At 47.9% G+C, this 26,329-nt stretch carries 23 protein-coding genes; 18 read left to right on the top strand and 5 right to left on the bottom strand.

What is annotated here, in order from left to right:
• Window positions 1-194 precede the first annotated feature (194 nt).
• The 4 genes from ACETK5_RS14580 to ACETK5_RS14565 all read left to right on the top strand — a co-directional run bounded on the left by ACETK5_RS14580 (window position 195) and on the right by ACETK5_RS14565 (window position 5,001).
• On the top strand, window positions 195-704 hold the full coding sequence (locus ACETK5_RS14580; protein ID WP_326112619.1) for an AraC family transcriptional regulator: 510 nt from the start codon (window positions 195-197) through the stop codon (window positions 702-704).
• Window positions 705-926: 222 nt separating this feature from the next.
• On the top strand, window positions 927-1,913 hold the full coding sequence (locus ACETK5_RS14575) for a phosphotransferase family protein (protein WP_326112618.1): 987 nt from the start codon (window positions 927-929) through the stop codon (window positions 1,911-1,913).
• A 196-nt stretch (window positions 1,914-2,109) separates the two neighbouring features.
• Window positions 2,110-3,033 (top strand): NAD(P)/FAD-dependent oxidoreductase, encoded by a 924-nt coding sequence (locus tag ACETK5_RS14570; RefSeq protein WP_394056431.1) that lies wholly within the window; start codon window positions 2,110-2,112, stop codon window positions 3,031-3,033.
• Window positions 3,034-3,264: 231 nt separating this feature from the next.
• The gene (locus ACETK5_RS14565; RefSeq protein WP_394056429.1) at window positions 3,265-5,001 is read left to right on the top strand and encodes an ABC transporter ATP-binding protein; all 1,737 of its coding nucleotides are present in this window, start codon (window positions 3,265-3,267) and stop codon (window positions 4,999-5,001) included.
• A 119-nt stretch (window positions 5,002-5,120) separates the two neighbouring features.
• On the opposite strand, the gene ACETK5_RS14560 is transcribed toward ACETK5_RS14565, so the two are convergent.
• A complete protein-coding gene (locus ACETK5_RS14560) occupies window positions 5,121-5,945 on the bottom strand; it encodes a TerC family protein (RefSeq protein ID WP_100536709.1) in 825 nt (274 codons plus the stop codon).
• Between the two features lie 273 nt (window positions 5,946-6,218).
• Window positions 6,219-7,133, bottom strand: coding sequence for a DMT family transporter (locus tag ACETK5_RS14555; RefSeq protein ID WP_394056427.1), 915 nt, complete (start codon window positions 7,131-7,133; stop codon window positions 6,219-6,221).
• 126 nt (window positions 7,134-7,259) lie between these two features.
• Between ACETK5_RS14555 and ACETK5_RS14550 the strand changes: the two genes are divergently transcribed.
• On the top strand, window positions 7,260-8,129 hold the full coding sequence (locus ACETK5_RS14550) for a LysR family transcriptional regulator (RefSeq protein WP_100536711.1): 870 nt from the start codon (window positions 7,260-7,262) through the stop codon (window positions 8,127-8,129).
• A 93-nt stretch (window positions 8,130-8,222) separates the two neighbouring features.
• On the opposite strand, the gene ACETK5_RS14545 is transcribed toward ACETK5_RS14550, so the two are convergent.
• The gene (locus ACETK5_RS14545; protein WP_326096629.1) at window positions 8,223-8,843 is read right to left on the bottom strand and encodes a flavin reductase family protein; all 621 of its coding nucleotides are present in this window, start codon (window positions 8,841-8,843) and stop codon (window positions 8,223-8,225) included.
• Between the two features lie 97 nt (window positions 8,844-8,940).
• Between ACETK5_RS14545 and ACETK5_RS14540 the strand changes: the two genes are divergently transcribed.
• Window positions 8,941-9,630, top strand: coding sequence for an ArsR/SmtB family transcription factor (locus ACETK5_RS14540; RefSeq protein WP_394056424.1), 690 nt, complete (start codon window positions 8,941-8,943; stop codon window positions 9,628-9,630).
• 120 nt (window positions 9,631-9,750) lie between these two features.
• Here ACETK5_RS14540 and ACETK5_RS14535 read toward each other — a convergent pair whose 3' ends face one another.
• The gene (locus ACETK5_RS14535; RefSeq protein ID WP_090911314.1) at window positions 9,751-10,290 is read right to left on the bottom strand and encodes an NADPH-dependent FMN reductase; all 540 of its coding nucleotides are present in this window, start codon (window positions 10,288-10,290) and stop codon (window positions 9,751-9,753) included.
• Between the two features lie 306 nt (window positions 10,291-10,596).
• Here ACETK5_RS14535 and ACETK5_RS14530 point away from each other — a divergent pair, with 306 nt between their 5' ends.
• Both ACETK5_RS14530 and ACETK5_RS14525 read left to right on the top strand, forming a co-directional pair.
• Window positions 10,597-11,769: a GNAT family N-acetyltransferase gene (locus ACETK5_RS14530; RefSeq protein ID WP_394056422.1), complete on the top strand. Its 1,173-nt coding sequence runs from the start codon at window positions 10,597-10,599 to the stop codon at window positions 11,767-11,769.
• A 17-nt stretch (window positions 11,770-11,786) separates the two neighbouring features.
• Window positions 11,787-12,167 carry a GNAT family N-acetyltransferase gene (locus ACETK5_RS14525; protein WP_394056420.1) on the top strand — a complete coding sequence of 127 codons (381 nt, stop codon included), beginning with the start codon at window positions 11,787-11,789 and terminating at the stop codon, window positions 12,165-12,167.
• A gap of 69 nt (window positions 12,168-12,236) precedes the next feature.
• Here the strand turns inward: ACETK5_RS14525 and ACETK5_RS14520 are convergent, their stop codons facing one another.
• Complete coding sequence (locus ACETK5_RS14520; protein ID WP_394056418.1) at window positions 12,237-12,929, bottom strand: DUF421 domain-containing protein; 693 nt, start codon at window positions 12,927-12,929, stop codon at window positions 12,237-12,239.
• Window positions 12,930-13,420: 491 nt separating this feature from the next.
• Here ACETK5_RS14520 and ACETK5_RS14515 point away from each other — a divergent pair, with 491 nt between their 5' ends.
• The 10 genes from ACETK5_RS14515 (at window position 13,421) to ACETK5_RS14470 (ending at window position 26,281) form a co-directional block, all read left to right on the top strand.
• The gene (locus ACETK5_RS14515) at window positions 13,421-13,642 is read left to right on the top strand and encodes a hypothetical protein (RefSeq protein WP_394056416.1); all 222 of its coding nucleotides are present in this window, start codon (window positions 13,421-13,423) and stop codon (window positions 13,640-13,642) included.
• Between the two features lie 188 nt (window positions 13,643-13,830).
• On the top strand, window positions 13,831-13,977 hold the full coding sequence (locus ACETK5_RS14510) for a hypothetical protein (protein ID WP_165789619.1): 147 nt from the start codon (window positions 13,831-13,833) through the stop codon (window positions 13,975-13,977).
• A 455-nt stretch (window positions 13,978-14,432) separates the two neighbouring features.
• Window positions 14,433-16,340, top strand: a complete 1,908-nt coding sequence (thrS, locus tag ACETK5_RS14505; protein WP_394056414.1) for a threonine--tRNA ligase — start codon at window positions 14,433-14,435, stop codon at window positions 16,338-16,340.
• A gap of 263 nt (window positions 16,341-16,603) precedes the next feature.
• Window positions 16,604-17,113: a ClbS/DfsB family four-helix bundle protein gene (locus ACETK5_RS14500; RefSeq protein ID WP_394056413.1), complete on the top strand. Its 510-nt coding sequence runs from the start codon at window positions 16,604-16,606 to the stop codon at window positions 17,111-17,113.
• 516 nt (window positions 17,114-17,629) lie between these two features.
• Window positions 17,630-18,751, top strand: a complete 1,122-nt coding sequence (locus ACETK5_RS14495) for a glycoside hydrolase family 88 protein (RefSeq protein ID WP_100536720.1) — start codon at window positions 17,630-17,632, stop codon at window positions 18,749-18,751.
• Window positions 18,741-20,909 (top strand): alginate lyase family protein, encoded by a 2,169-nt coding sequence (locus ACETK5_RS14490; protein ID WP_394056411.1) that lies wholly within the window; start codon window positions 18,741-18,743, stop codon window positions 20,907-20,909. Before ACETK5_RS14495 ends, ACETK5_RS14490 begins: the two co-directional genes overlap by 11 nt.
• Before the next feature lie 68 nt (window positions 20,910-20,977).
• Window positions 20,978-22,702, top strand: coding sequence for a sensor histidine kinase (locus ACETK5_RS14485; RefSeq protein WP_394056410.1), 1,725 nt, complete (start codon window positions 20,978-20,980; stop codon window positions 22,700-22,702).
• Window positions 22,699-24,288: a response regulator transcription factor gene (locus ACETK5_RS14480; RefSeq protein WP_394056408.1), complete on the top strand. Its 1,590-nt coding sequence runs from the start codon at window positions 22,699-22,701 to the stop codon at window positions 24,286-24,288. The genes ACETK5_RS14485 and ACETK5_RS14480 overlap by 4 nt, the downstream gene beginning before the upstream one ends.
• 217 nt (window positions 24,289-24,505) lie before the next feature.
• Window positions 24,506-25,426 (top strand): carbohydrate ABC transporter permease, encoded by a 921-nt coding sequence (locus ACETK5_RS14475; protein ID WP_100536724.1) that lies wholly within the window; start codon window positions 24,506-24,508, stop codon window positions 25,424-25,426.
• Between the two features lie 18 nt (window positions 25,427-25,444).
• Window positions 25,445-26,281 (top strand): carbohydrate ABC transporter permease, encoded by an 837-nt coding sequence (locus tag ACETK5_RS14470; protein WP_164817335.1) that lies wholly within the window; start codon window positions 25,445-25,447, stop codon window positions 26,279-26,281.
• The last annotated feature ends 48 nt before the right edge of the window (window positions 26,282-26,329 follow it).

Below are 26,329 nucleotides of genomic sequence, written 5' to 3'. Positions count from 1 at the left end.
AGATCAGATTGAAAGCCGATAATTCTGTTTACCCGTTCTCATCCGATTTGAACAAACCAAGCTTTTACTCCCATGTCTAAAGACTAGCCCATCTCGAGTTGAAATATTGGGTCTATCCTTTGCAGGATTCTCAGGCTAGCGCGAGAATTCAATTAGATGTACATAACGAAAAATGAAGCAGGAGGGTGAGGATCGTGACAGCAGAAGTAACCAAAGTATATAAAGAACATATCCCGTCAACACGCTTGATCGGCAAACGGTATTCCGATGAGCACCGGAATGCGGCAGGAAGCTTCGCGGACCGATGGGATGAATGGTCCGCCAATGGCTGGTTCGAAGAGATCGGGAAGCTTGGCGCACTGCCTGAATCTGAGGGTTCTTCATACGGAATCATGCGAATGAGCGGAAATCAGTTTGAATATTGGATCGGGATGCTGTTCCCGGAGCACACGGAAGCTCCGGACGGATTTGATTATGCGGATCTGGCGGAAGGCGATGTGGGGATCTGTTGGTTATACGGCAATAGGGATAACGGTGAGCTCTTCGGTATGGAACCCCATAACGCATGTATGGCTAAAATCGCCGAACAAGGCTGGATCCTGGACGAGAACCCGTGGTTCTTCGAACGCTATCACCATATCCGTTTCATGACGCCGGACGAACAGGGGAATGTCATATTGGACTACGGTGTTTATGTGAAATGAGACAACCATTCGCTTTGTATGAATGAGAGCCACTTGATGGAGTGGCTCTTATCTATTCTTCTGATTCAGTTATGTAAACTACACGCCAGAACCTGATCGCCAGAATTTGTATGTTTCGATGCTTGTTGGCCATTTGTTGGTAAGGCGAGAGGGCGATTGGTACAGGTAATAACGGATACGCCTTGCGGTTTGTTAAATTTTTCATAATAGGAGGGCATCAAGATGAAAGAGGGATGGGAACGCTCAGTTCCCCCGATGCAACTAGACATCACACAAATTCAAGATATGATGGCACCCGTATTCCCCGGTAAAAAAGTAGCAGCCGCTGAACGGATCGGTACCGGACTTAGCAATACCAACTACAAAATTCGTCTGGAAGACAGTGCAGAGCCTTACGTGCTGCGCTTATTCAGGAAAGGTCGTGAGATTGCCGACAAAGAACTGGCTATCATTCGAAAGGTACGCCAAACCGTTCCTGTTGCTGATTATCTCTATGCCGATATGACCTGCAGCGAATTCGATAAACCATGGGCGGTAATGGAGTGGAAGGAAGGCGTTCTTCTTCGTGATGTGATGCGCGACGGAAGCGAGCAGGATCTCATCGCCGCCGCAGCCTCCGCCGGACGCATTCTCGCCAACATACACAAGCACACATTTACGGAGTCCGGTTTCATCAATGGGGACATGAAAGTCCAGGATCCGATGAGGATGGACGGGGAACGGTTTCTCGTATTTATGGAACAAAGCCTCTTTCAGGATCCATGCGGCCAATGGCTCGGGGAAGAGTTGGCTCAATCGGTATGGTCCTTCAGCCGAACGTATAGTCATTTATTGTCGGAGATTGAAGATACACCCGTTCTTGTTCATTCGGACTATAACGGCTTAAATATATTGATGCGGAATGGTGCTGCAGGATGTGAGGTTTCGGCAGTGCTTGATTGGGAGGAGGCTTTTTCATGGAACCGATACGTAGATATTGCCAATATGCTTCGATACGAACGCAATGGATCTGTATTTGAAACGAACTTTATTCGTGCATATCGTGAGGGAGGAGCGGTTCTGCATGATCACTGGACAATCCTATCCAAGCTTGAGGATCTGGTTGCCTTGTGCGATATGTTAACCCATTCCAGCTTGGCCACACCCAATCGAATGCATGATCTACAGCGTTTGATTGCGGAAACCGTTCAGGTTACGACGAATGGCTGAGGTTTTATTCGCTTCTTAAATCGTAATAAAGAAATTGGATTGCATTATAGATTTTGTTTGTCTATAATGGATGTCATAAGTCTATAATGATATTTGTCCATGGCAATCTTCCTTGGGCGCGGAGAAAGAAACAAGAAGTCTTGTCTTCTTGCGTTCTTATTATGGACATTAAAGATCCAGAAAGGTGTTGGTATAAATGAGTGAACAAATGCATGATGTCCTTATTATTGGCGGGGGGCCGGCAGGCTTGAATGCTGCATTGGTATTGGGGAGAGCGAGGAAACATGTGGTGCTGATTGATGAAGGGAAGCCGCGAAATAGGGTTACCCGCGAGTCCCATGGTTTTCTTACCCGAGACGGTGTCAGCCCATCGGAATTTCGCAGGATCGCAAGGGAACAGATTAGCGTTTATCCCTCTGTAAGTTTTGTAGAGGATACTGCCGCTTCGGTTACAGGTGTTGATGGTGATTTTCAAATTACAACAAGGCAAGGGACGGTATACCGCAGTAAAAAGCTCCTCTTTGCCGTCGGGAAGAAAGATAGCCCATTGGATATTAACGGATTGGCAGACGTATATGGAAAAAGTGCCTTTGTCTGTCCATATTGCGATGGATGGGAACTGCGGGATCAGCCGCTTGTCGTGATTGCCAAGGGGGCGGGTGCAGCGCACCTTGCCAAAGTCATTGCAGGTTGGAGTGATCATTATACAATCTGTACCCATGGACCGGATGAACTGACGGATGAACAACGACAAGAATTGGAGGAGCATAACATCCCCGTATTCAGCTCCCCGATTCATCGCATTGAGTCGAACGAAGGGATGGTACGGCAAGTCGTGCTGGAGGATGGAAAGGTTATTCCTTGCACGGGTATCTTTTTCGCGCCGAAGCTGGTCTCCGGCTCTGAATTGCCGGGCGCCATGGGCTGTGATATCAATGAAGCCGGAAGCGTGGTCATTGATGCCTTCGGCAAAACGAGCGTGCCAGGCGTCTACAGCGCCGGTGATGCAGCCACCGAAATGTATCAAGTCATAGCCGCGGCTTCGATGGGAGCTATGGCTGCTGTAGCCATCAATGGTGAGCTGCTTAACGAACGCTGGGCTGGAATCGTTAAAACATGAATATGCGAAAGGCAGGCTTGGTTAGAATCCATGTCTGCCTTTTTTATACCCTTAGGGGATTTTTTGATTATAAATGATTCTTACACTCCGGGGTGGTACCGTTTTTGGGTATGATGGAGTCATCAAGTAAAAGGAAGGGTGTTGGGAATGAGAAAAACAATCGAGTACATCATGAATCAAGTTTGGAGGGATATGAGCATTTAACCCTCCGACATTATGGAGGAGATATATTTGAATTCTCGAACCAAGAAATTTTTGTCCTATTATAAACCGTATCTGGGGTTGTTAGTTGCAGACTTGGCATGCGCTTTTGTTGTTTCGGCAATTACACTGATGCTTCCGCTGTGTATAAGGTATATCACCATTAACGTGTTGGAAGGGAATTCCCCGAATCCGCTGAACCAAATCTATGCGGTGGGTGCGATCATGCTGGCCATGGTCCTCATTCATACTTTCTGCGATATGTTCATCTCCTATAAAGGACATATGATGGGGGCTTATATGGAGAGTGACATGAGACGGGAGCTGTTTGACCATTTTCAGAAGCTGTCTTTTGGTTTCTACGATGAGAACAAAACAGGACAGCTCATGACCCGCACAACTAATGACATTCTATCGCTAACCGAATTGTATCACCATGGGCCCGAAGATATCGTCATTTCCGTTCTGAAGTTCCTGGGTGCATTCATCATCTTAATGTATATTGACGTGAAGCTTACCTTGATCGTATTTCTCTTTCTGCCGGTCATGGCTGTGTTTGCTTTTTATTTTAATAAGAAGATGAATGTGGCGCTGCGGGTTAGCAAGGATCGGATCGGGGATATCAACGCCCAGGTGGAGGATTCTCTATCGGGTATCCGCGTGGTGAAGTCGTTTACGAATGAACATGTGGAGAGGAAAAAGTTCGCCTATGCTAACGGGCGGTTCGTGGACAGCAGAAGGGAAGGGTATAAGAGTGAAACCTACTTTCACGAAGGGTTGGTCGGGTTTACCCAACTTATTACGATAGCGGTCATTGTGTTTGGCGGAGCCGCAATCGTGGATGCCTCGCTGGAACTGGCGGATTTGCTGACCTTTTTCTTGTGCATCGGCATCCTGATCGAACCGATCCAGAGACTGGTTAATTTCGCCAGGCTGTATCAGGAGGGCATTACGGGGTTCGACCGTTTCATGGAGATTCTGGAGGTAGAGCCGGATATCGAGGATTCCGTTGATGCTGCGGCCATCACGCAGGTTCAGGGGAATATTACATTTCAGAACGTCAGCTTTCGATACAAAGATAACTATGGCTATGTGCTAAAACAGGTATCGCTGGACATTAAGCCCGGAGAGTATGTGGCATTGGTAGGTCCCTCCGGCGTCGGCAAGACGACATTGTGTTCGTTGATTCCGCGTTTTTATGAAGTAAGTGAAGGATGCATTATGCTGGATGGACGCGATATCCGGGATATCACGCAGCACTCGTTAAGGAGACATATCGGGATTGTTCAGCAGGATGTATATTTGTTTGGGGGAACCGTCTTTGATAACATCCGGTATGGCAATATGGAGGCCAGCGAGGAGGAAATCATTGAAGCGGCAAAAAGAGCGAATGCCCATGATTTCATCATGGCACTGCCGGACGGTTATGATACGGATATCGGGCAGCGCGGCGTCAAGCTGTCCGGAGGACAGAAGCAGCGGCTCAGCATTGCACGCGTGTTCCTGAAGAATCCGCCGATTCTTATTTTTGATGAAGCGACCAGTTCCCTGGATAATGAAAGCGAGCGAGCCGTCCAGGAGTCGCTGGAACGGTTGAGCAATAATCGCACAACGCTTGTCATCGCTCATCGCCTGACAACGGTACGGAATGCGCAGCGAATCGTCGTGTTATCCGAGGACGGAATTGAGGAACAGGGCACGCATGATGAATTAATTGCCCGTCAAGGCGCTTATGCGAATTTATATAATATGCAATTAACCATATAAGCAGGAAGAAAGGCGATTTGTGAACGGTTTATGCACCGTCAGCAAATCGCCTTTGTCTGTAGTTGGATCAATCTATAGATTGCGTTGTTGCGTTGTCCTGTTCCAATCCGAAACCGAATTTATCCTTGAAGCGTTTTCCCAGGCTGTTGGTCTTCCACTTCCTTGATTGCATTGTCCTCGTCTTGCACTTTCTCCTTCGATGAACTAAACCATCCGATAACGGCAATCAGCACAAGAACAATATAGAAGGATGCCTTCCAGATCGAGCTTTCCGGGAAGTGATGGTCGATAAGGGCCACATCCGGATGCGCAAGGGTGATGACTGCAAGTTTGACCCCAACCCAACCGACAATGAGGAATGCTGCCACCTCAAGTCCGGGGCGCTGCTGCAGCAGCTTCACGAAGTAGGATGCCGCAAAACGCATGATGATCAGACCAATGAATCCTCCCAGGAAGATGACGATGAACTGACCTCCGTCCAGGCCGCCGATGTTCGCCAGACCGCTTGGCGGCAGTGCCACAGCCAGTGCTACGGCTGCAAGTATCGAGTCTACAGCAAACGCGATGTCTGCAACTTCCACTTTGAAGACGGTCATCCAGAAGCCGGATTGCTTCTTAGGTTTGTCCGGTAGCGGCTTGGCGTCTTCCGTTGGTTTCTTGCCTTTGATAAAGTGTTTCAATGTGTGATTGATCGAAATGTAGAGAAGATAGAGTGCGCCAATAGCTTGCACCTGCCATACGTCCACCAGGAACGAGATTAAGAACAGCGATCCGATGCGGAAGACAAACGCTCCGAGCAACCCGTAAAACAAAGCCTTTTTACGCTGAGTCTCAGGTAAATGCTTTACCATAATGGCAAGGACCAGCGCATTATCTGCTGCGAGCAACCCCTCCAGTGCGATGAGCACCAACAGCACCCACCCATACTCCAATAAAAGCTCCATACCAATTCCTCCTAGTTGTATAATTGAAGGCGCAAAAAGGACCTCCACCGGCAGGTGAAGGCCCTCCATAATCAAAAAGAGACCTTCACCACAGAGTGTGGTAAAGGTCTCGCAAACAACGTATCGTTGCCAACAAAGCCGGGGAATTTTCCCGGAATGACGACTTTGTTGTGTCAGCTACTCCCCTTTAATCACGTTCCTGCATAACTGATATCGTCATCAGTTAAGCCGTGATATAAAGATATAAATTTTTGAGGAATAAGTCAAGCTTTTTTACTTGAATTCAGCAGAATACGTCTCCATTGGAACGGGTCTATTCTTGATGGTAGAGCGTTGTCTCACTTTTACATTAACGCTCGATAATACAACACTAAGGAACACAAGGGCAGCACCCACATATTGATTGGAATTCATGATCTCGTGAGCAAACCAGAACCCGACCAATGCCGCGAATACAGGCTCCAGGGAGAATACAAGTCCCGTCCGGGTAGCGGTTGTATATTTTTGGGCGATCGTTTGGAAGATGAACCCGATTGCGGTGCATACCACGCTAAGAACAAGGACAGCAATCCACGAGTTGGTCGTGCTTGGCCATATTGGAGTTTCAAAGAGCAGAGATGAGATGAACGCATACAATCCCGTGAACCCTAGCTGTAGGATGCCAAGGCTTAGCGTATCAACCTTCTGCGCGGCAGTGCTTACCATATTGATATGGAGCGCATAACATAATGCCGCCGCTATGCAGAACAGATCACCAATCTTCAATGTGAAAGGAAGCTGGATGGTTAACAGCGCGATGCCGATTAAGGCTAGCAAAATACTGACAACCACTTTGTTCTCTATTTTTTTCTTAAATAGAAACGTATGTAATAAGGGGACAAACACCACCGTTAGACTGACCAGAAACCCGGCATTGGATGTGGTCGTGGTCCTCAGACCGAAGGTAAGCGCCGTGAACATAATAAATAATATAAAGCCCAGGAGCATGGCATACCGAATCGTTTGTACGTTAACCTGGCGCAAGCGGGGGAGAAAAATCACTCCTGCAAGTAGAAAGGCCAATCCAAAGCGTAGGGCTATCAAATTAAACTCTCCTAGCGAATCCAGTCCCATTTTCATAAAAAGATAGGACGAGCCCCAACAAATGGTGATGAACAAAATCATAAGATCGGCCTTCAGCGGTTTCAAGTTCTTTTTCCTCCTTCAAGTGATTGAACAGAATCAGTATACTCACGTACAATAGACAAGTAAAACGAATGTTTTTCATAATATATATGAGAAAAATTCATGCATTAGCGATCAGGAGGAATTCCCGTGAGTATCAATAAATTTAAAGTTCTACTAAAGGTCGTCGAGCTCGGAAGCTTGACCAAAGCTGCCGAAGTGATGGGATTTACGCAGTCCGGTGTCAGCCATATGATCAACAGCCTGGAAGATGAATTCGGCTTCTCGTTGCTGGTCCGGAACCGGTCGGGCGCCAAGTTGACAACCAATGGCGAGGAGATTCTGAAGACGATACGGGAAATATTGAAATGGAACGAACATTTGGAGCAGCAGGTGGCTTCCATTCATGGAATCGAGCTGGGAACCATACACATCGGGACCTTCACCAGCGTTGGCGTTCACTGGCTGCCGGGCATTATTCAGGATTTCCAGCGGGATTATCCCCATATCGAGATTCGTTTGGTTGAAGGAGACTATCGGGAAATTGAGGATTGGATCGCTGAAGGCAAGATTGATTGCGGGTTCCTGTCACTTCCAACGTCGGATATATTCGATGTGATTCCCCTGCACCAAGACCCGATGCTTGTATTGCTGCCGATGGAACATCCGCTCCGTTCGGAGGATTCGATTACCTTGTCCCAGATTGAGAATGAACCGTTTATTATGCCCAGCCAAGGTTCCGATTATGATGTGAACCGAATGCTGGAGAAGGCCCGGATCAAGCCGGATATCAAATATACGCTTGGTGACGATTATGCCATTATGGCCATGGTCGAAAAGGGCCTTGGCATCAGCATTCTTCCAGAACTTGTGCTGCGAGGGCAGCAACGGAATATACGGTTGATCGAATTGAAGGAGAAGAGCTTCAGATCGCTCGGCATTGCCGTAAACTCCATGCGGGAGATATCTCCAGCTACGAAGCGTTTCTTGAATTATGTTAAGAGTTATCCCAAGCTGTAGCTGCGATAGCGACGCTATCAACACGAGCCGGTTGTGTACGAGGGAGAGGCCCGCATATGCTGCGGGCCTCTCTTTCATTCATCATCACGATGGTTATGTTTCGGCGCGGAATGTTTTGCCTAACGGGTTGCCGAGGCCATAATAATGCCGGAAATTATATATAAGCGGACTCCATTTGCCGGGATCAATGTGATGATCATTCAAGATGATGTTGCTATGGGCGTGAACATGGATCGCCTGAGTTTCGACAATGGCAAACATGGAAGAATAGTCAGGAACCCGAATGTTTTTCACTGTCGCCTCGATTTGAATAGGACACTCCATGATGCGAGTAGGCTTTACGGTGACGGAATCCGCAGGAGTTAATCCACTTGTCGCATACTTATCTTTTTCATAAGTAAATCCGTTCTTTGCCTTATAATCAGGAACCGGATATTTTCCTGTATGAGGGGCTAATTGCTCAACATTCTCCCATAAGGAAGGGTCGGGAATGTTGATGACGCATTCAGGATGCCTTTCCAAGTTCTCTATCGCTTTACCCCCGAGTCCGATTCCTAAAATAATGTATTCCCCGAGCGCCCATGAAGAGGATATGGGACTAATATTGACGGTTTCATCTTCATTTAGCGTATTGAGTAAAATAACCGGGGTTCCATAGTAAAGAATTGTCGGTTTAATGATGTCCGTGTTAATCATGCCAGTAAGTTCCTTCATAAAATTTCCTCCTAAGTAGCTGTTCTATCTCAAATCATTGTAAAATAGAAAAGATTCGATGCACATCGAAATATGGATTACATCAGGAGGAATGAAGATGAATGCGAATCCAAACGTAGCACAAGTAGCTTCACTCGTAAGCGATGCATCGAGAGCGGCTATATTAACCGTCTTATTGGATGGGCGATATCATCCGGCAAGCGAGCTGGCGTACATGGCAAAAATCAAACCGCAAACGGCAAGCTTCCATTTATCGAAAATGGTAGCGGCGAATCTGGTCACCGTCGATGAACAGGGAAGGCATCGTTACTACGGAATACGAAACCAGGAGGTTGCGCAAATCCTGGAAACCCTTCTGTCCATTACGCCTCCTGTCGAAATAAGATCATTAAACCAAGCTACGGAGCATGAAGCCATACGTCAGGCAAGAACTTGTTACGATCATCTTGCAGGGAGCTTGGGAATCCAACTGACGAATTCGCTGCTTAACGCAGGAGTCGTATCCGAAACGGAAAATCAATTTACGGTTACAGAAAAAGGGGAAGTATTCTTTAAGGCATTTCAGATTGATCTGGAACAAGTCAAGCGAAAACGCCGCTCCTTCACGCATCGATGCTTGGATTGGAGTGAAAGACGTCATCACCTTGCCGGCGCATTAGGCCATGCCTTGCTTGAAAGGTTATTGGAGTTAAATTGGATACAACGCCTGCCAAGAACAAGGGCCATAACCATCACGTCTGAAGGCAAGAAGGGATTGAAAGAAACATTCCAGATTGATATGGAGTAGGAACGGGGAACGGGCTGCGGTATAGACTTATGGTCGCTGAAAGACCTATGGTACCCGAAAAATAAAAAGGACTGCCCTCGCCTCATCGGAAGATGAAGGGGACAGTCCTTGGATCAGAGATTAACGGAGTGTTTTCAATGCTCCGCTCCATGCAAGCACTTGGTCAAGCATACCATTCAGATTTACGAGATGCAGATCAGCTGGTTTGAACACAGAACCGTTCTCAAAATCCGTGAATAACGAGAGCGCCGGGTGTACACGAACATCCGCTACGGACAATTCGCCCAGAATTCCACGCAGATGTTCGGCAGCACGAGCGCCGCCAACAGAACCGTAGCTCACGATACCTGCAGCTTTGTTGTTCCATGGCTCTCGAGCAAAATCGAGTGCATTTTTCAAAGAGCCAGAAATACTGTGGTTGTATTCTTGTACGATGAAGACAAAGCCATCAAGACTGTTCAGCTTATTGTTCCAAGCGGTAGCTTGCTCTGTAGCATCAGCTTCGCCCAAAAGCGGGAGCTTGTAATCAGCGATATCTACGATTTCGTAGTTTGCATCTCCGCGTTCATCAGCGATACGTTTAACCCATTCACCTACTTGTGGACTTAAACGGCCTTGACGCGTACTGCCTAAAATGATACCGATATTCAATTTGGACACTGTTCTTACCTCCCGATCATTCTGAATATATTTTTATCGTGATGTGTTTGTTATTTTGCATGAGCTAATCATAATCTTAGGGGGTTAACTTTGTCAAGTAGCTTACAAAAAGTTTGTGTAAAATATTCCGATTTTTTGTGCTTCCAAGTACGGTTGGATATGTGCCTGATTCGGACGTGTTTTGTACCGTATAGGCAGCAGCAATGTTATACTGATCATGTGCCCTGGAATAAAATTCCCGTGCAGAGAAAACACGCGTAATTCAGCACTTATAGTACATATAAAGATTGGAGAGGTGAAGCAAGTATGGAACTGAGACAATTAAGGTCCGACGAGTTTGAGATCAGCACAAAATTATCCGAATATGCCTTTCAATATACACTGACACCAGAGCAGCGAGAGTCCAATCAAAAGCATTTTAAACCTGAACGCTTCTGGGGGATTTTTGACGGAGAAGAGCTGCAAGCGAAACTGACCATCATCCCGCTGCAAGTTTATTTGCATGGAAACCTTTTCGAGATGGGCGGTATTGCCGGTGTGGCAACCTGGCCCGAGAACCGCAGACAGGGGCATGTATCCACCTTGCTCAAGCATGCATTGCAAGAGATGAAGGGCAAAGGCCAGACCCTTTCCTTCCTGCATCCGTTTTCGATCCCGTTCTATCGTAAATTTGGCTGGGAACTTTACGCGGAATATAAAAAGTACATCATTCCGGTCCCTAAATTCCCACGTAAGGTGGAAGTGCCTGGCCGCATTGTAAGAGGCGTAACCGATATTCCAACACTGGACGGCATGTATCAAGCCTATGCCAGCCGCTATAACGGCACGCTTGTGCGGGATGACACTTGGTGGACAAGATTCGTGCTGCAGGGGGACAGTCACAGCGTTGTTTATTATTCAGCTGAGGGCAAACCAACGGGCTACGCGTTATATGAGCTCAAAGACAAAGATCTCGTGTGCGACGAATTTGTATACCTGAATGAAGAAGCCCGAAGCGCAATCTGGACCTTCTTTGGAAACCATGATTCCAGGATTGAGCAGGTTACGATGACAATGGTGCCTGGGGATGATCAGCTGCCATTCATGCTGCCGGATCCACGCGTTACCCAGGAGGTGGTCCCATACTTCATGGCACGCATCGTGGATTTGAAATCCTTTGTGGAGCAGTACGCTTTTGAAGCGCATCGGGAAGCCGGGATGTCCATAGAGGTGGAAGATTCCGCAGCGCCTTGGAATGCGGGCCTATGGAGGTTATCAGTTAATCAAGAGGGGAAAGCGGAGTTGACGGAGCTTCCGTCTGATCATGGGGAGCAGCCTGACCTGTCCACCGATATTCAGACGTTGTCGGCGCTGTTTACGGGATACAAAAGGCCGCAGGCGCTACATGCCATTCACCGGCTATCAGGAAATCCAAAGGCCATAACACAATTGGAGACGATGATCCCCGCAGGTCAAACCTACCTCATGGATTTCTTTTGAGAAAGGGAGAAGACTTGGTGATTCGCAGACTGTTGCCTGGAGAACTGGGGGGTCTCTTAGAAACGATAAACCGAGAGCAGCATTTCTTATATTATTCCTACCTGGCGTTCCGGAAGAAACATACCGTTCACTATGGGCAGTTCTCAGAATGTGGAGAGCTTTCTACGACTTCTCGGAGCGATGATTATGTGGAGCTTGGCAATATCGGCACGGATGCGGCGTGGAGAAGACAAGGGGACGGCAAGAAAGTGTGCGCGGAATTGACCCGTAAGGGGCGTGCAATCACTCCCGATGTGTATCTGAAAGTGCTGGAGAAGAACGTAAACGCGATATGTTTATATCAGTCCCTGGGATATGTTACGGTGTGCAAACAATCTATCGTTGAATTCGCACTGTAGTTAGTAGAGACGAAACAAAAAAAAGCCTGACAACTCAGGCTTTTTTGTTTTTTAGCGGAGCGTACAGGTTCAATCCTGAACCTCCCGCTTGGAATAAACATACAGCTTCCCGTCATCTCCATATTCCGCGTAAGCGATATCTTCCAGAGAGTCATAACCTTGTTCCCGCGCTTTCGATTGGATCACGCTGTGTTCAATGTGCTTGCCGAGCATCGACTCCTCGAGCAGCTTTCCCTTGTCGATGACCGTTACCGTAAAGGTGTCCGGCTTGGCTTCCATGCCCATATCCTGGGCTGTTGGCGGCTCGTACTCGGGTTTGCGCATGACAGACAGCGATCCGTCCGTTTCCAGAATGGCGTATTTAACTTCAGTTAACGAGAAAATGCTTTGCCGTCTCAGCATGGATAACAGCTGTTTATATTCCATATCGTATTTATTCAACAATTTTTGGTTGAGTTTACCGTTATCGATCAGAAGTACCGCCCGGCCTTCCGTTAAATATCCGAACTTAACAAAGTGGGTGGTTGCCTTCTCGAAGAGGTAAGACATCGTCGTCCAAAGCGCAAGAGCGAATAACAAATGATATATGTTTACCTTATCATCATAGAGGCTTGCCCCGACGATTTCACTCAGAATTAAGGAAGATAAGAAGTCAAGCGGTGTAAGCTGGCTGATGGTTTTTCTCCCCGTAACAAACGTGATGATCCATAACCCGAAAAAGCTGATGATCAGTTTGACTCCTAAATCGATAAACATATCCATGGACAACCCTCCTTCAGCGTTAATGTAATATGGTAAGATATTAAACGCTTTGGCTTCAAGCAGAAACAAGGGAGATTTAACCGGATAGGGAAACCTTTCCTGTTGATAAGGAATATCCGCTTGTGATACGATGACTCGCACTGTCTCTCTGGTATATTCAGCTGGTCGGAGCACCGGGAAACGGGAGTTTTTAATGGACTGGGATGTGAATCGTGAAGAATCGCTTTTTGAGAACGGTATTGATTATATCAGCTATGATTAATATTCTAGGAGTCTTGGTTTTCGGTAACCATTACATAACGGATCATAACAAACATGCTGTGGGAGATAATAGTTCATACAGAACGTTTATTCACGGACTAAAGTTTTATAGTCAATTTCTTAGTCAATTGGATGACGATCAGGTGAAGGAGAAAAATATGAATCTATTGATTAATGCAGATGAGAGATTACATCTGGCAAGCAGATCATTGATAGAATTCAAATATTCGATGTCTACTACGAATTTGAATATGAATGGTGTTGAAATCATACTTTCTTCAATTGAAGAATCGATGTTCAACGAAATGTCCGTGTACTTGTTAGAAGACAGTGGGACAGGCCGGTTCATCGCGCTGCAAAGCAGCGTCGATCAGTTGTTGGAGAAACTACCCCAGCATTATAACTCCCAGAGTCAAGAACAATTTATCGGTGTAATAAACAACATCCCGTGATCATCTGTAATGAACGAAAGCCGCTGTTAGCAGCGGCTTTTTTTGATCTGTTCAGCAATGGATTCATTCATGAACCTAAATTTTTTACGCTAACCCCTTGAAAGCGACGCGACGTCATCTTGTAAGATGTATTTGTCATAGAAAATTACGGTCTACGTCATAAATACATACAGAGGGAGATGGTCGGAATGAACAAGGGAGATGTCATTATTTACGCTTGCGTCATCATTGGAGCGGGGATCGGTTTAGCGCTGGGCAGTGCATTTCCAGGAGTTCTGGTCGGTTTAGGTGTTGGGTATTTGCTTAAAATATCTTTGAACAATGAAGAAAAGTAACCATGATAGAGATGTTGACATAAGTTGTATTAGAGGAGACATTAAGTTATGCATGTTAACATGGATATAGCAGTCAGATTATTGTTTGACAATTAGAAAAAACTGACTTATAGTACTTTACTATCAGCAACGATCAAAGACATGATTCTTGGAACAACCTGCCCAGAGAGGGAAGCGATTGGTGAAAGCTTCCTCCGTGCTTGCTTCTTGAATTACCCCTTTGTAGCTGTGTTTTTGAACCCTGATCGGTCGTTTGACTATCGAGATATGGAACTAGAAAACACCGAGTCATCCCCGTTATCGGATGTCTGAATGAGGATCGAAAAGAGCACGCTGGCCGTATGAGCGAATGCAACTTTCGATCAAATTAGGGTGGAACCACGAGCTGAACGCACTCGTCCCTTAGGGATCGAGTGCTTTTTTGCGTTCAATCAAAATTTGATGGAGGGATAACAATGTCAATTATAGTAACGCTGCCGGACGGAAGCCAAAGGGAGTATCCCGCACAAACGACGATGAGCCAGATCGCGGAATCCATTCATTCAGGTCTGAGGAAACAGGCTGTTGCAGCCAAAGTGAATGGGAAACTCGTGGATTTGAATCATGAGCTGCGTCAGGATGCGGAAGTAAGCATCATCACGCTGGATTCAGAGGATGGGTTGTACGTGTATCGGCACAGCGCGGCTCATCTGATGGCCCAGGCCGTTAAACGGATGTATGGCAGCCAATCTGTCCATTTTGGGGTAGGACCTGTCATTGAGGATGGTTTTTATTACGATATGGATCTGGGGCATTCGATTACAACCGATGACTTGATTGCCATTGAGCGAGAAATGCAGAAGATCGTTCAGGAAGACCTGCCGATTATTCGCAGGGAGGTTGGTCGTCAGGAGGCCAAACGTATTTTCAAAGATGACCCATACAAGATGGAGCTGATATGTGAATTGCCGGAGGACGAGGTCATTTCGGTGTATGAGCAGGGGGAATTCGTTGATTTGTGCAGGGGGCCGCATCTTCCATCAACGGGTAGAATCAAGGCATTCAAATTAATGAGTGTGGCGGGAGCTTATTGGCGGGGGAACTCGGATAATAAAATGCTGCAACGGATATACGGAACGGCGTTTCCTAAGAAGTCGCAGCTCGAGGAACATCTGTTACTGCTTGAAGAGGCCAAGAAACGGGATCATCGGAAGCTGGGAAAAGAGCTGGGGCTCTTTATGTTCTCGGAGGAAGCACCGGGCATGCCTTTCTTTTTGCCGAACGGGATGATCATCCGCAATGAGCTGGAGCAATTCGCAAGAGGACTTCAATTCCATCGCGATTATGATGAGGTGCGCACTCCGTTGATGATGAACAAGCGGCTCTGGGAAATGTCCGGTCATTGGGATCATTACAAAGACAATATGTATTTCACACAGGTAGACGAGACGGAGTACGCGCTGAAGCCGATGAACTGTCCAGGGCATATGTTAGTCTACAAAAATTCGCTGCATTCCTACAGAGAGCTGCCTATTCGTATATCCGAATTTGGTCAGGTGCACCGACATGAATTCTCAGGCGCTCTTAACGGCATGATGCGGGTGCGTACGTTTTGTCAGGATGATGCACATATTTTTGTAAGACCCGATCAGATCCAGGAAGAAATTAAGCTGGTTATCGATTTTATCAGCCAGGTTTATCAAGTCTTTGGCTTTGAATATACAATCGAGTTATCGACAAGGCCGGAAGATTCCATGGGGTCTGAACAATTGTGGGAGCAGGCGGAGTCCTCTCTGCAGCAGGTGCTGGATCAACTAGGGCTGCCGTACCGGATTAATGAAGGGGATGGGGCGTTTTACGGACCGAAAATCGATTTTCATATCCTTGATTCCTTAAAGCGAAGCTGGCAATGCGGCACCATCCAACTGGATTTCCAATTCCCTGAAAAATTCGATCTTTCGTATATCGGAGAAGATAACCAGAAGCATCGGCCGGTTGTTATTCACCGGGCGGTATTTGGATCGATCGAGCGATTTATCGGGATTCTTACAGAGCATTACGGCGGGGCTTTCCCGATGTGGCTGGCTCCCGTACAGGTTATGATTATACCGGTATCGGACCATTATATCGATTACTCGTTAATGGTGAAGAAGCGTCTGGAGAATGCCGGCATCCGGGTGAACGTCGATGTAAGAAATGAAAAGCTGGGTTATAAAATCCGTGAAGCGGGTTTGCTGAAAACGCCATACACGCTGGTCCTTGGGGAGAAGGAAATGAACTCCGATCACGTATCGGTCCGTAAACGGGGCGAGGGCGAACTTGGTGAAAGCTCCATAGATCAAGTAATCGAACGGCTTCGGAACGAGATAGAGTCTAGGAAATAAGAAGAGGTCTGTCAGCTGTTTGAATGAAGCTATTGTTTGAGCGGTGAAATCTTTTGTTGAATAGAAGATTTTCAAAGATCCTTCTCAATCTCTGCTGGAGTAAGTGGTTTAGTAGCTGTCGTCGCTTATATATGCTTAGGTTTACAGTGTTACCGGAGGAAAAGCGCATAGATGATATCCATCACCGTACATGGTTCCTGGGCATGGTATAATTTGGATGTGCCTGTTAAGTGGAACATGTAAATGATGGAGGAGAGGGTACATTGCAAACGTATCAGAGCAAAGAGGCTTTCATCGCAGAAATTCAAAAAACGTATAAGCTGTTTGACCAGGAATTTGATGATGTCCCGGAGGATAAAAAGAATCATCGCATTGGCGAAGTCGATAGAACGCCGCAAGAGATGATCGCCTATCAGCTTGGATGGCTAACGCTGGTGATGAGCTGGGAGAAGGATGAATTAGCGGGCAAAGAAGTCACGACGCCGGCCCCTGACTATAAATGGAACCAATTGGGAGCGTTGTATGAGCAATTCTACCTTGCGTATGACGCCTATTCTTTGGAAGAATTGCGTTTCATGCTGAAGCAGAGGACGGATGAATGGTGCGAATGGATCAACCGGTTGACCGAGGAAGAGTTGTTTCGTCCGGGCGTTCGAAAATGGACGGCAACCAGTGCCAACTGGCCGATGTGGAAATGGCTGCATATCAATTCAGCCGCCCCTTTCAAAAGCTTCAGAACCCAAATCAGAAAGTGGAAAAAGTACGACGGCTAGACCATATCGCTTGGCGACATATGGGACCGTCCTATATAGATTTAGTTGCCTGATGAACGGCTCTCATAAACAAAAAGTGTGTCAAATAAAGCCATGGTGGTGCTCAGGATGTTATTCCCACACCGCTATGGCTTCAGTTTAATCAGATAGAGTTGGTCCATGGTATATTGAATCGATTCCGGACAAGCGTCAGCGCTCGCCTTTGTCCCTACATTTCGTCCTTGCTCAGAACCATTCCAAGAAATTTGGGGGCAGCAGCGATGGGAGGAACGATTCGTACATGGAGCGTCTTCTAACAGCAAGAAGGGGGCCTTCCGCAAGATCTAGGATCTTTGGAATAGCCCCTTTTTTTAGTCGGTTTCCAGCGAAAAGGGACAGATCTAATCCTTTTTTACCGCCCTTGGGACACAGAAGTCAAAATATTGCACATCAAGGCAAAAATCGGCTCTACAAGAACCGGGTCACTCTCCTTATCATGAATCGTAATCAGAATCGATTTGAAGGGAGTAAGAGGTTATGTGGAGCAGTGCGATTCAAGATGCCGTAGAGAAAATCCGAAAAAACATGGATACCTTCGGGACCAGATTTCCCCACGTCAGCAGGGACGGATCTTATTTGCTGAATGACAATGACGACTGGACGAACGGCTTCTGGAGCGGCCTTCTCTGGCTATGTTATGAATACACAGGTGACGAGGCTTTCAGACTGGGGGCAGTGCGAACGGTAGAAGATTTCCGCCAACGCTTTGCGGATAAGAAGGTGCTTGATCATCATGATATCGGATTCCTGTATTCCTTGTCCTCCAAAGCGGAGTGGATCGTTGAGAAGAACGAGAGTGCCCGCCAGTTGACGCTTCAGGCTGCGGACTTGCTGCTGAAACGCTGGCGTCCGGGCGGAGGTTATATTCAGGCCTGGGGTCCTGAAGGAGATGAACAGGAGGGTGGTCGGATCATCATCGATTGTTTGATGAATCTGCCGCTGCTGTTCTGGGCGGAACAGCAAACCGGCAATCCCGTATATCGGGAGGTTGCAATTATGCAGGCGGAGAAGACAAGACGTTATCTGGTGCGGGGAGATGACAGTTCATACCACACCTTTTTCTTTGATCCGCGTACCGGGGAGCCGATCGGAGGTGCCACGCATCAGGGCTATACGAACGGTTCGACTTGGACGCGGGGACAAGCCTGGGGGGTGTACGGCTTCGCGCTGGCTTACCAATATACAGGAGATCCTGTATACCTCGATACATCTAAAAGAATGGCGAGGTATTTCTTGAAGCACTTACCGGAGGATCATGTCGCCCTTTGGGACTTTAATGCTCCCGTAACCGCCGAAACCTATCGCGACAGCTCGGCCTCCGCCATTGTGGCAGCAGGCTTGCTGGAACTGATTGGACACCTGGAAGAAGAGGATCCCGAAAGAGAGGGCTTCGAACAAGGACTGAAGGATTCCATGACCTCGCTGGTACGAGATTATTCCACGATCGGCAAAGAGGCGGAGGGCCTGCTGCAGCATGGTTCTTATCATGTGCGCGGCGGATTGTCCCCGGATGATTTCATGATCTGGGGGGATTATTTTTACCTGGAAGCTTTGATTCGGATGGAGACCGGGCGCAAGGGGTACTGGTATGAACGCTGATGCCACGGAAGCTTCGGTGGATGCCGTTTTGGCGATAATGAATCTGGAGGATCCCGCTATGGGTCCGATGCAAGTTGGAGACGATCAAGGCCATCGGTACGATATCCTGTGTAAGCTGCATCAACACTTCTCTTGCCGGAGGACACCCGGATGGTGGATGAGCAGTGAGGATAAGCAGAAAATCACGGATTATGTGAAGCAATACTGTGGAGATGAGCTGGAAACCGTGATGAAGACGGCGGATGAGGTGGTGCGGCAGACGTTCCTGTTCCGCTTTCCATGGGATATGGAACGGAGCGTGATTCCGGTTACATTTGACGGTGATATAGACTGGTGCCATATTCCCGATCAAGACGTGGAGTGGGCTTACATGCTGAATCGCCACCGCTATTGGGTGGCGCTGGGACAAGCGTATGCGATGACAGGCGATGAGGAGTATGCGGCGGCATTTTGCCGCCAGCTTGAAGATTGGATCAATCGGAATCCTGTTCCTGGAGAACCTACGACGGATACGTTGACATGGCGCCCGATCGAAGCGGGTCTGCGCAGCGTGAACTGGATCAAGGCACTTCGATACATGATCGGCAGTCCATCCCTGACTCCGTCGCTGCTCGGTAAAGCGCTGGTTTCGCTTCACGAGCATGGGGAGTATCTGGCTGCTTCCTTCACCAGCTGGAAGCATATCAGCAACTGGGGTGTTCTGGAAACTTGCGGTTTATACCATATTGCACTGTTCTTCCCCGAGTTCGGCAAGTCGGCACGGTGGCGGGAAATGGGGGAAGAGAGACTGAAGGAAACGGCACGGCTCCAGATCATGGCGGATGGCATTCACTGGGAGCAATCGCCCACGTACCATCATGAGGTGCTGGCTTGTTATCTTGACTGCGTTCACCTCGCCAATCTCAACGGGTTGGAGCTTGATGGTCCATTTCGGCGTACGGTCCGCGAGATGGCCGGAGCCTCCTTGTACTGGGCGAAGCCGAATCACAGGCAGCCGATGCTGGGAGACAGCGACGACAGCGATATCCGTTCCATTCTGACCTATGCTGCGTGGTTATTTGGGGATTCCGTTCTGCGCTTTGGCGGTAATGCCCGGCCCGATTATGATAATGCCTGGCTGTTCGGCATAGAGGGAATCCGGGATTACCAAGCGATGGCTCCCGCGGAGCCGCCATACCTGAGCCGAGCTTTTACCCATTCCGGTCATTATACGATGCGAACGGGCTGGGACGAAGAAGCACTGTACCTTTATTTTCACTGCGGTCCGCTCGGGGGAGGCCACGGGCATGCCGATATGCTTCATATGGATCTCCATGCCTACGGCCGTGATCTGCTCACCGATGTAGGAAGATACAATTATAGCGATCATACACCGCTGAGAAAAGCATTAAAGGAGAGCGCAGCCCATAACACAACGGTTGTCGACGGAATCGGATTTACCGGGGTCAAGGACACCTGGTCCTTCGACCGGATTGCCGGGCCGCTAGGCTGCAAATGGATCAGCAGACCGGAGTTTGACTATGTCGAGGGGGCGCATGACGGCTATCTCTATGGGAATGAACCGTTGTATCCGCGCCGAAGGATCATCTTTATCAAGCCGTATTATTGGCTGCTGATCGACAGCTTGGTGTGCCTTGAGCAGCATACCTTTACTCAGCATTTTCATTTTCCGCACCCGCCCGGAGAAGTCGGGGTGGAAGCGGAGTCATTGATATGCCGTACAAACACCCTCGGGGAGGCGAATCTATCCATTATCCCGGTAACCACAGACGGCCTGAATGCGGAAGTGGGCGAGGGCCTGATATCCCGCGAATATAACCTGCTGGAACCAAATTCGAATGTCTCATACTCCCGGACAGGGAAAGGACTCATCAGCATCATGCAGGTACTGTATCCACATCGTCCAGGCGAAACGGTCCTACCTCGAGTCCGTAAAGTGTCTGTATATCGTCATACGGGCGAGCGGGTTCATGACGGACAAGCTGAGGCATGCGGGGTGCAGCTCCCGGGTATGGAAGTGGAGTTTATTCTCGTTGTTAGTCACCGTGCGCCGTCCGGCCATTATGATTCTTATGTAGTGGAGGGCATGCAGATCTTCGGAGAGGTTGTGCTGATAATCCTTCAAGACAGAAAAAAGCAAGCAACCGTGATCATTTAATGAATGCTTCCGACACAGAGGACTGATAGAATAAAGAGGACAAGAGCATAAGAGAGGCGCAGAGAAAAATGTTTAAATTTACCTACTACAAACGCATCCAGCTGTCGTTTCTTTTGCTGATCTTTATTCCGCTGATTGCGGTTTCTATCATTTCGTTTGTTCTGATCCGGGATACGATGGTAGAGAAGCTGCAGCTCAGCAACGAGAATGTCCTGAACGTCATGACGGATGAGCTGAGCAAGACCATTGACGATGTCACGTTTGCTTCCCATTTTATCGTGAACGATACGAATGTGCGCAATATCTTGAAGTCATTTGCAGACACAACACGGCTGGCTACTTATCAGGATTATGTGCATTTTAGACAAATTCAGGACGTATTTTCCCTGATTAACTCCAAGCCGCTGAACAATAACGTCCGCATGTACTTGGTCAACCGTCAGCATTTCGTCATCTCTTCCGGTACGGAGGATTTAACCGCCATTAACGGAAGTGTCGACAAGCTCATGGAGCGCGTCGATCTCAATAAACCGGAAAGCCTGCAATGGCTTGGGATGGCGGGCGGCGACTCGGCAGGAAAGGGGAAAAGTTACTATATCGCCAGGGTCATCTATGACAGCCGCGAGAAGAGGCAAGTGTCCGTTCTGCTCAGCGCCATTTCCGATTCGTACTTCAACAGGCTGCTCGGTACGGTCGACTTTGGCAAGGTGGCGCTCTTTGATACAGCCGGGGAATTCATCGCAGGCGATTCGGGGCTGATCCCGCATCATACGGAGACTAAGGGCAGTGTCCGAACGGACAGGACCATTTTGAAATCGAACTGGAAGCTGTCCTATGAGGCTTCGGAAAAAGAGTGGTCGGGGCAGATATCCCGGACTTTTTATACCGGTCTTGCCGGGGTTCTTCTGCTGTTTCTCGTTTTCTCCGGGATGTCCATCCTGATCGCCAAAAGGCTGCACAGTCCGATTCTCAAGCTGCAGCGGGTTGTTCGCCAGTTCGGAATGGGAAACCTGGATGTCAGACTGGAGGTCAAGGGCAAGGATGATATCGCCGAATTGGGGCAGACGCTGAATACGATGCTCGATCAATTACAGCGGCTGATTCACGATATCGAACAGGAGCAGGAACAGAAGCGGGTGATGGAGCTCGAAGCCTTGTTTATGCAAATTCGTCCTCATTTTTTGATTAACACACTGAATTCGATCAAATGCAGCCTGATCTTGACGAAGGATACGCTTCACAGCGGAATTATAGATTCACTGATGAGTTTGCTCCGAGCCTATCTCAAGGTCAATGAGCCTGCCACTTTACGCGAGGAATGCAAGCTGCTCGGCCATTATGTCGACATTATGAAAATCCGCAATGAAATCCCGCTTCATTTAGAGGTTGATCTGGATCCGGAAACCGAGGGGCTCATTTTGCCGAAACTTATTTTGCAGCCTGTCGTTGAGAATGCCATCGTCCACGGGCTTGTCGATCATCAGACTCCACGCATCGAGATCCGTTCCCGAAGCCACCCGGACGGAATCATAATTGAGATTGCAAACAACGGCTCCGGGGCCGAAGAAGAAATGCTCCAATGTCTGAACCGTAGGCTGGGAACAGCAAGCGGCGAGCAGGATGGGGCTTATGAGAGAGTAGGTCTTATGAATGTGGTCCAAAGACTCCGATTGACCTTTGGACAGGAAGCAAGTTTGACACTCGCCAACCTTCCGCAGGGAGGGATGTCAGTTTCACTGTACTTGCCCCTAAGTCATCATCATGGTTTTTTACCGGAGGGAGAGGAAGAATGATGTATAGAGTAATGCTCATTGACGATGATGTTCCTATGCTCAAGGTACTGCAACAGATGATTGACTGGGAGGCAAACAATCTGCAGATTGCCGGCAGTACGTATTCCAGCGCGAAAGCGCTGCATATGTTTGAGGAAGTCCGGCCGGACATTGTCATTACGGATATCGGACTGCCGCAGAAAAACGGCATGGAGCTGGCGGACCATTTTATTCGCATGAAGCCGGAGGTTCGGATTATCTTCCTGACCTGTCATGAGGATTTTCATTATGCCCAGCAAGCCGTAAAACTGCAAGCGGATGATTATTTGATCAAAGATCAGCTTACAGCTGAGCAGCTGGAACAGAGCCTTGGCAAATCCATGAACTTGTTAAAGACGCGGGCCGGTCTGATTCATCGCGAGGCGGCGAGTTACAACAGCCAGCTCTTTCGGCAGGATTTACTGCAAAGGGTGATCAAGGGCTCGCCGTCCGAGGCCACGTTGGCTTACGCTTCGCAGATCGGCATCTCCTGGACTTATCCGTGGTTTATGCTGGGGCTGGTCAGCATTCAGCTTTCCAGCTTTGACAAGCGTTTCAGGCAAACGGAATTTCCGCTGATTTTATACGCTGTCTACAATATCGCGATGGAATTGTCCGAATCGTATGAAGGAATTACGCCGTTCATGGAGCAGGGGAACATTGTAATTCTGCATAACTTTAGGGTGAATCTCGCACAGAATGCCAGCTTGCATCTGCATAATTATTTGCAGCGGCTGCGTTATCAGTGCGTCCACTTTCTTAAAATTCAACCGAGCGTGACCACGGTAACGGACAAAATGGAATTAAGCTCGATTGGCTCCATCTATCAGGAAATCCTTCATGGCAAGTGCGAGTTCTACGAAAATACCGACTATACGATATCCGAAGTTTCGCAAATAAGGGCGCGGTGGTTTCAAGCCGCACCTCAGGGGTTTCTTGACGGTTATGTTCCAGAGCTGGAACGGATGCTCATCAAGCAGGATCTAGATGGTATACGCGCCACGCTGCAGAAGATCGCCGGGACCGCAAAAGAGCTGTCGATTGATCCGGGCGACTTTACCAGGGATCTATCCTCCATGCTTCGCGGTATCGAGTTGATGTTTTCCAGTCTGAAATTCGATGAGGATCTGTTCGCCTATCTTGCTCTGGCTCGCACCCTGGAGGATATGATGGAATTGGTGGAGAGAAAGCTGACCCAGATGATCGGAACCCGGCATACGGGAATGGGAAGCTCTCCGAATGAGCCGAAGCTGCAGGTGATCCAGCAATATATCGATCAGCATCTTGACGATAACATCACGTCGATCGACATGGCACGCTATTTGTTTCTGAATCCGAGCTATTTTTCGCGATATTTCAAACGGATGACGGGGTTGACCTTCACGGATTACGTGCATCAATACAAAATGAAGATGGCCACCAAAATGCTCAGAATGTCCGGACAAAATCTGGAGTCACTGGCCATGGGATTAGGTTATTCGGATCGGACGTATTTTTCAAAGGTGTTTAAAAAATACGTGGGGACCACGCCCAGCGAATATAAAGCGAAGTACACCGCGCGAAAATAAGAGGACCGATACAGCCCAATTAACATATACGGCAGTAAGCCGCCCGACAAGGGCGGTTTTTTTAAGTTTTTAGAATCAGCATCGAGGCATGGGGCTCCACTTTGTGGGGCATTTTTTAGGTCAAAATCTTGCACAGGGCTGGTCATAATCCCTCCTTCTTGCCGATGGCGGATGTATTACTATAATGACAACTTACAAATTGTTGAGGTGATGCTACATGGAGGCTGTACAACAACCAGTGCCCAAGAGCCGGCGGAAGTTTTGGACTCCCAAACGGAAAGAGGCTTTGATCGGGTGGCTGTTTCTGGCCCCGGAGATTGTCGGGATGCTGCTATTAAACGTATTCGCCCTTGGATTTTCTTTGTATTTGAGTTTATCCGATTGGGATATGCTGTCGGGCGTCAAGGGTATTGAGTTTACCGGACTGGATAATTACATCAAGATGTTCCATGATCCGACCATTATTCAAGCGATAAAGAACAATTTGATTTATATGGTTCTTACAGTGCCGATCCCGATTGCGATCGCTCTGGTGCTTTCGGTATTGATTCACAACAGCGTGTTCTTCAAGAGTTATTTTAAAGTTGCATTCTTTATTCCTTATATCTCATCGATCATTGCAGTTGCTGCGGTGTGGAGCGCATTATTCCACCCATCGCTGGGGCCGATCAACCAGTTTCTGATGGAACTCGGGATCAGCAGTCCGCCGAAATGGCTGGTCGATCCGAAAACGTCGCTCTTGGCGATTTCGATTATCAGTTCCTGGGCGGGCCTGGGTTACACGATCATTATCTATATGGCCGGGCTCACGAACATTTCGAATGAAATTTACGAAGCGGCGGATATTGACGGTGCCAGTGCAATTAAAAAGTTTTTTGCGATCACGGTTCCGATGCTCCGTCCGACGACCTTCTTCCTGTTGATTACGATGCTGATTGGCTCGTTTAAAGTGTTTGACATCATTGCCTTTTTAACGGAAGGCGGCCCGAACAATTCTTCTACCGTGCTGGTATTCCGCATCTATGAGGAAGGCTTTAAATACTACAATATGGGATACGCTTCGGCCATTTCCTGGCTGCTGTTCGCGATAATCGGTCTGATTACCGCGCTGACCTGGAAAATGAGAAATGAAGAATAAGGAGGGAGAGGAATGTACATGCAGCTGCTTCGAAAAAACATGTCCAAAGTGGTAATCACCCTTTTCATGGGGGCATTGTCCATCGTGTTTCTCGTTCCGCTCATCTGGATGATTTCCGCGGCTTTTAAATATGAGAAGGATGTTATGAGATTCCCGATTCAATGGATACCGGAAAAGGTGAATCTGGCCTACAATTTCAAGATGGTCTGGATGGGAAGAGTTCCCTTCTATGATTTCTATTTTAACTCTTTTAAAATAGCGATTATTACGACCTTAATCACGCTGATTATCTCATCCATGGCAGCTTATGCGCTGACGAAGATTCGATTCAAAGGACGGAATCTGGTCTTTATGGCCTTGCTCTCGTTCATGATCATTCCGGATCAGGCGACGCTGATTCCGCGATTTCTGCTGATTCGCTGGTTTGGTCTCTACAATACGCATGCGGCCATCATTTTCATGAGTATGTTCTCGATCTATTTCACGTTCCTGCTGCGACAATTTATGATCGGGATCAGCGATGAATATTTGGAAGCGGCCAGAATTGACGGAGCGGGTCATCTCCGGACATTTGCTTCCATTATGGTTCCGCTGTGCAAGCCTGTGCTGGCTACGGTAGCGATTATTAAATTCATTTGGACCTGGAACGATTACCAGAATCCGCTGATCTTCCTGCTGGACAAGGACTTATACACGATTCCGCTGGGTATGACGCTGTTCCGTGATGACTACACCAACAACTATGCCATTATGATGATGGCGGCGGTATCGGCGATCATTCCGCTGGTCATTGTGTTCATCGCTTTGCAAAAGCAGGTCATAAACGGCATTGCTTTAGGCGGGGTAAAAGGTTGATACTATGTCTAAAGTCAAAAATCAGAAGTTTGCGGAAAGTCAAAAATG

It is taken from the genome of Paenibacillus ilasis (genome assembly GCF_043195395.1).
Lineage (GTDB): Bacteria > Bacillota > Bacilli > Paenibacillales > Paenibacillaceae > Paenibacillus_AQ > Paenibacillus_AQ lautus.
This window is presented reverse-complemented; position numbering and strand designations above follow the sequence as displayed.

What these genes read in the sequence shown, in the direction of transcription:
- ACETK5_RS14540 (WP_394056424.1), top strand. Translation starts at nt 8,941, where the DNA reads ATGAATGCGAATCCAAACGTAGCACAAGTAGCTTCACTCGTAAGCGAT.
- ACETK5_RS14475 (WP_100536724.1), top strand. Translation starts at nt 24,506, where the DNA reads ATGGAGGCTGTACAACAACCAGTGCCCAAGAGCCGGCGGAAGTTTTGG.
- ACETK5_RS14485 (WP_394056410.1), top strand. Translation starts at nt 20,978, where the DNA reads ATGTTTAAATTTACCTACTACAAACGCATCCAGCTGTCGTTTCTTTTG.
- ACETK5_RS14545 (WP_326096629.1), bottom strand. Translation starts at nt 8,843, where the DNA reads ATGAAGGAACTTACTGGCATGATTAACACGGACATCATTAAACCGACA.
- ACETK5_RS14490 (WP_394056411.1), top strand. Translation starts at nt 18,741, where the DNA reads ATGAACGCTGATGCCACGGAAGCTTCGGTGGATGCCGTTTTGGCGATA.
- ACETK5_RS14520 (WP_394056418.1), bottom strand. Translation starts at nt 12,929, where the DNA reads ATGGATATGTTTATCGATTTAGGAGTCAAACTGATCATCAGCTTTTTC.
- ACETK5_RS14510 (WP_165789619.1), top strand. Translation starts at nt 13,831, where the DNA reads ATGAACAAGGGAGATGTCATTATTTACGCTTGCGTCATCATTGGAGCG.
- ACETK5_RS14560 (WP_100536709.1), bottom strand. Translation starts at nt 5,945, where the DNA reads ATGGAGCTTTTATTGGAGTATGGGTGGGTGCTGTTGGTGCTCATCGCA.
- ACETK5_RS14480 (WP_394056408.1), top strand. Translation starts at nt 22,699, where the DNA reads ATGATGTATAGAGTAATGCTCATTGACGATGATGTTCCTATGCTCAAG.
- ACETK5_RS14575 (WP_326112618.1), top strand. Translation starts at nt 927, where the DNA reads ATGAAAGAGGGATGGGAACGCTCAGTTCCCCCGATGCAACTAGACATC.
- ACETK5_RS14530 (WP_394056422.1), top strand. Translation starts at nt 10,597, where the DNA reads ATGGAACTGAGACAATTAAGGTCCGACGAGTTTGAGATCAGCACAAAA.
- ACETK5_RS14470 (WP_164817335.1), top strand. Translation starts at nt 25,445, where the DNA reads ATGCAGCTGCTTCGAAAAAACATGTCCAAAGTGGTAATCACCCTTTTC.
- ACETK5_RS14570 (WP_394056431.1), top strand. Translation starts at nt 2,110, where the DNA reads ATGAGTGAACAAATGCATGATGTCCTTATTATTGGCGGGGGGCCGGCA.
- ACETK5_RS14515 (WP_394056416.1), top strand. Translation starts at nt 13,421, where the DNA reads ATGTCTACTACGAATTTGAATATGAATGGTGTTGAAATCATACTTTCT.
- thrS (WP_394056414.1), top strand. Translation starts at nt 14,433, where the DNA reads ATGTCAATTATAGTAACGCTGCCGGACGGAAGCCAAAGGGAGTATCCC.
- ACETK5_RS14495 (WP_100536720.1), top strand. Translation starts at nt 17,630, where the DNA reads ATGTGGAGCAGTGCGATTCAAGATGCCGTAGAGAAAATCCGAAAAAAC.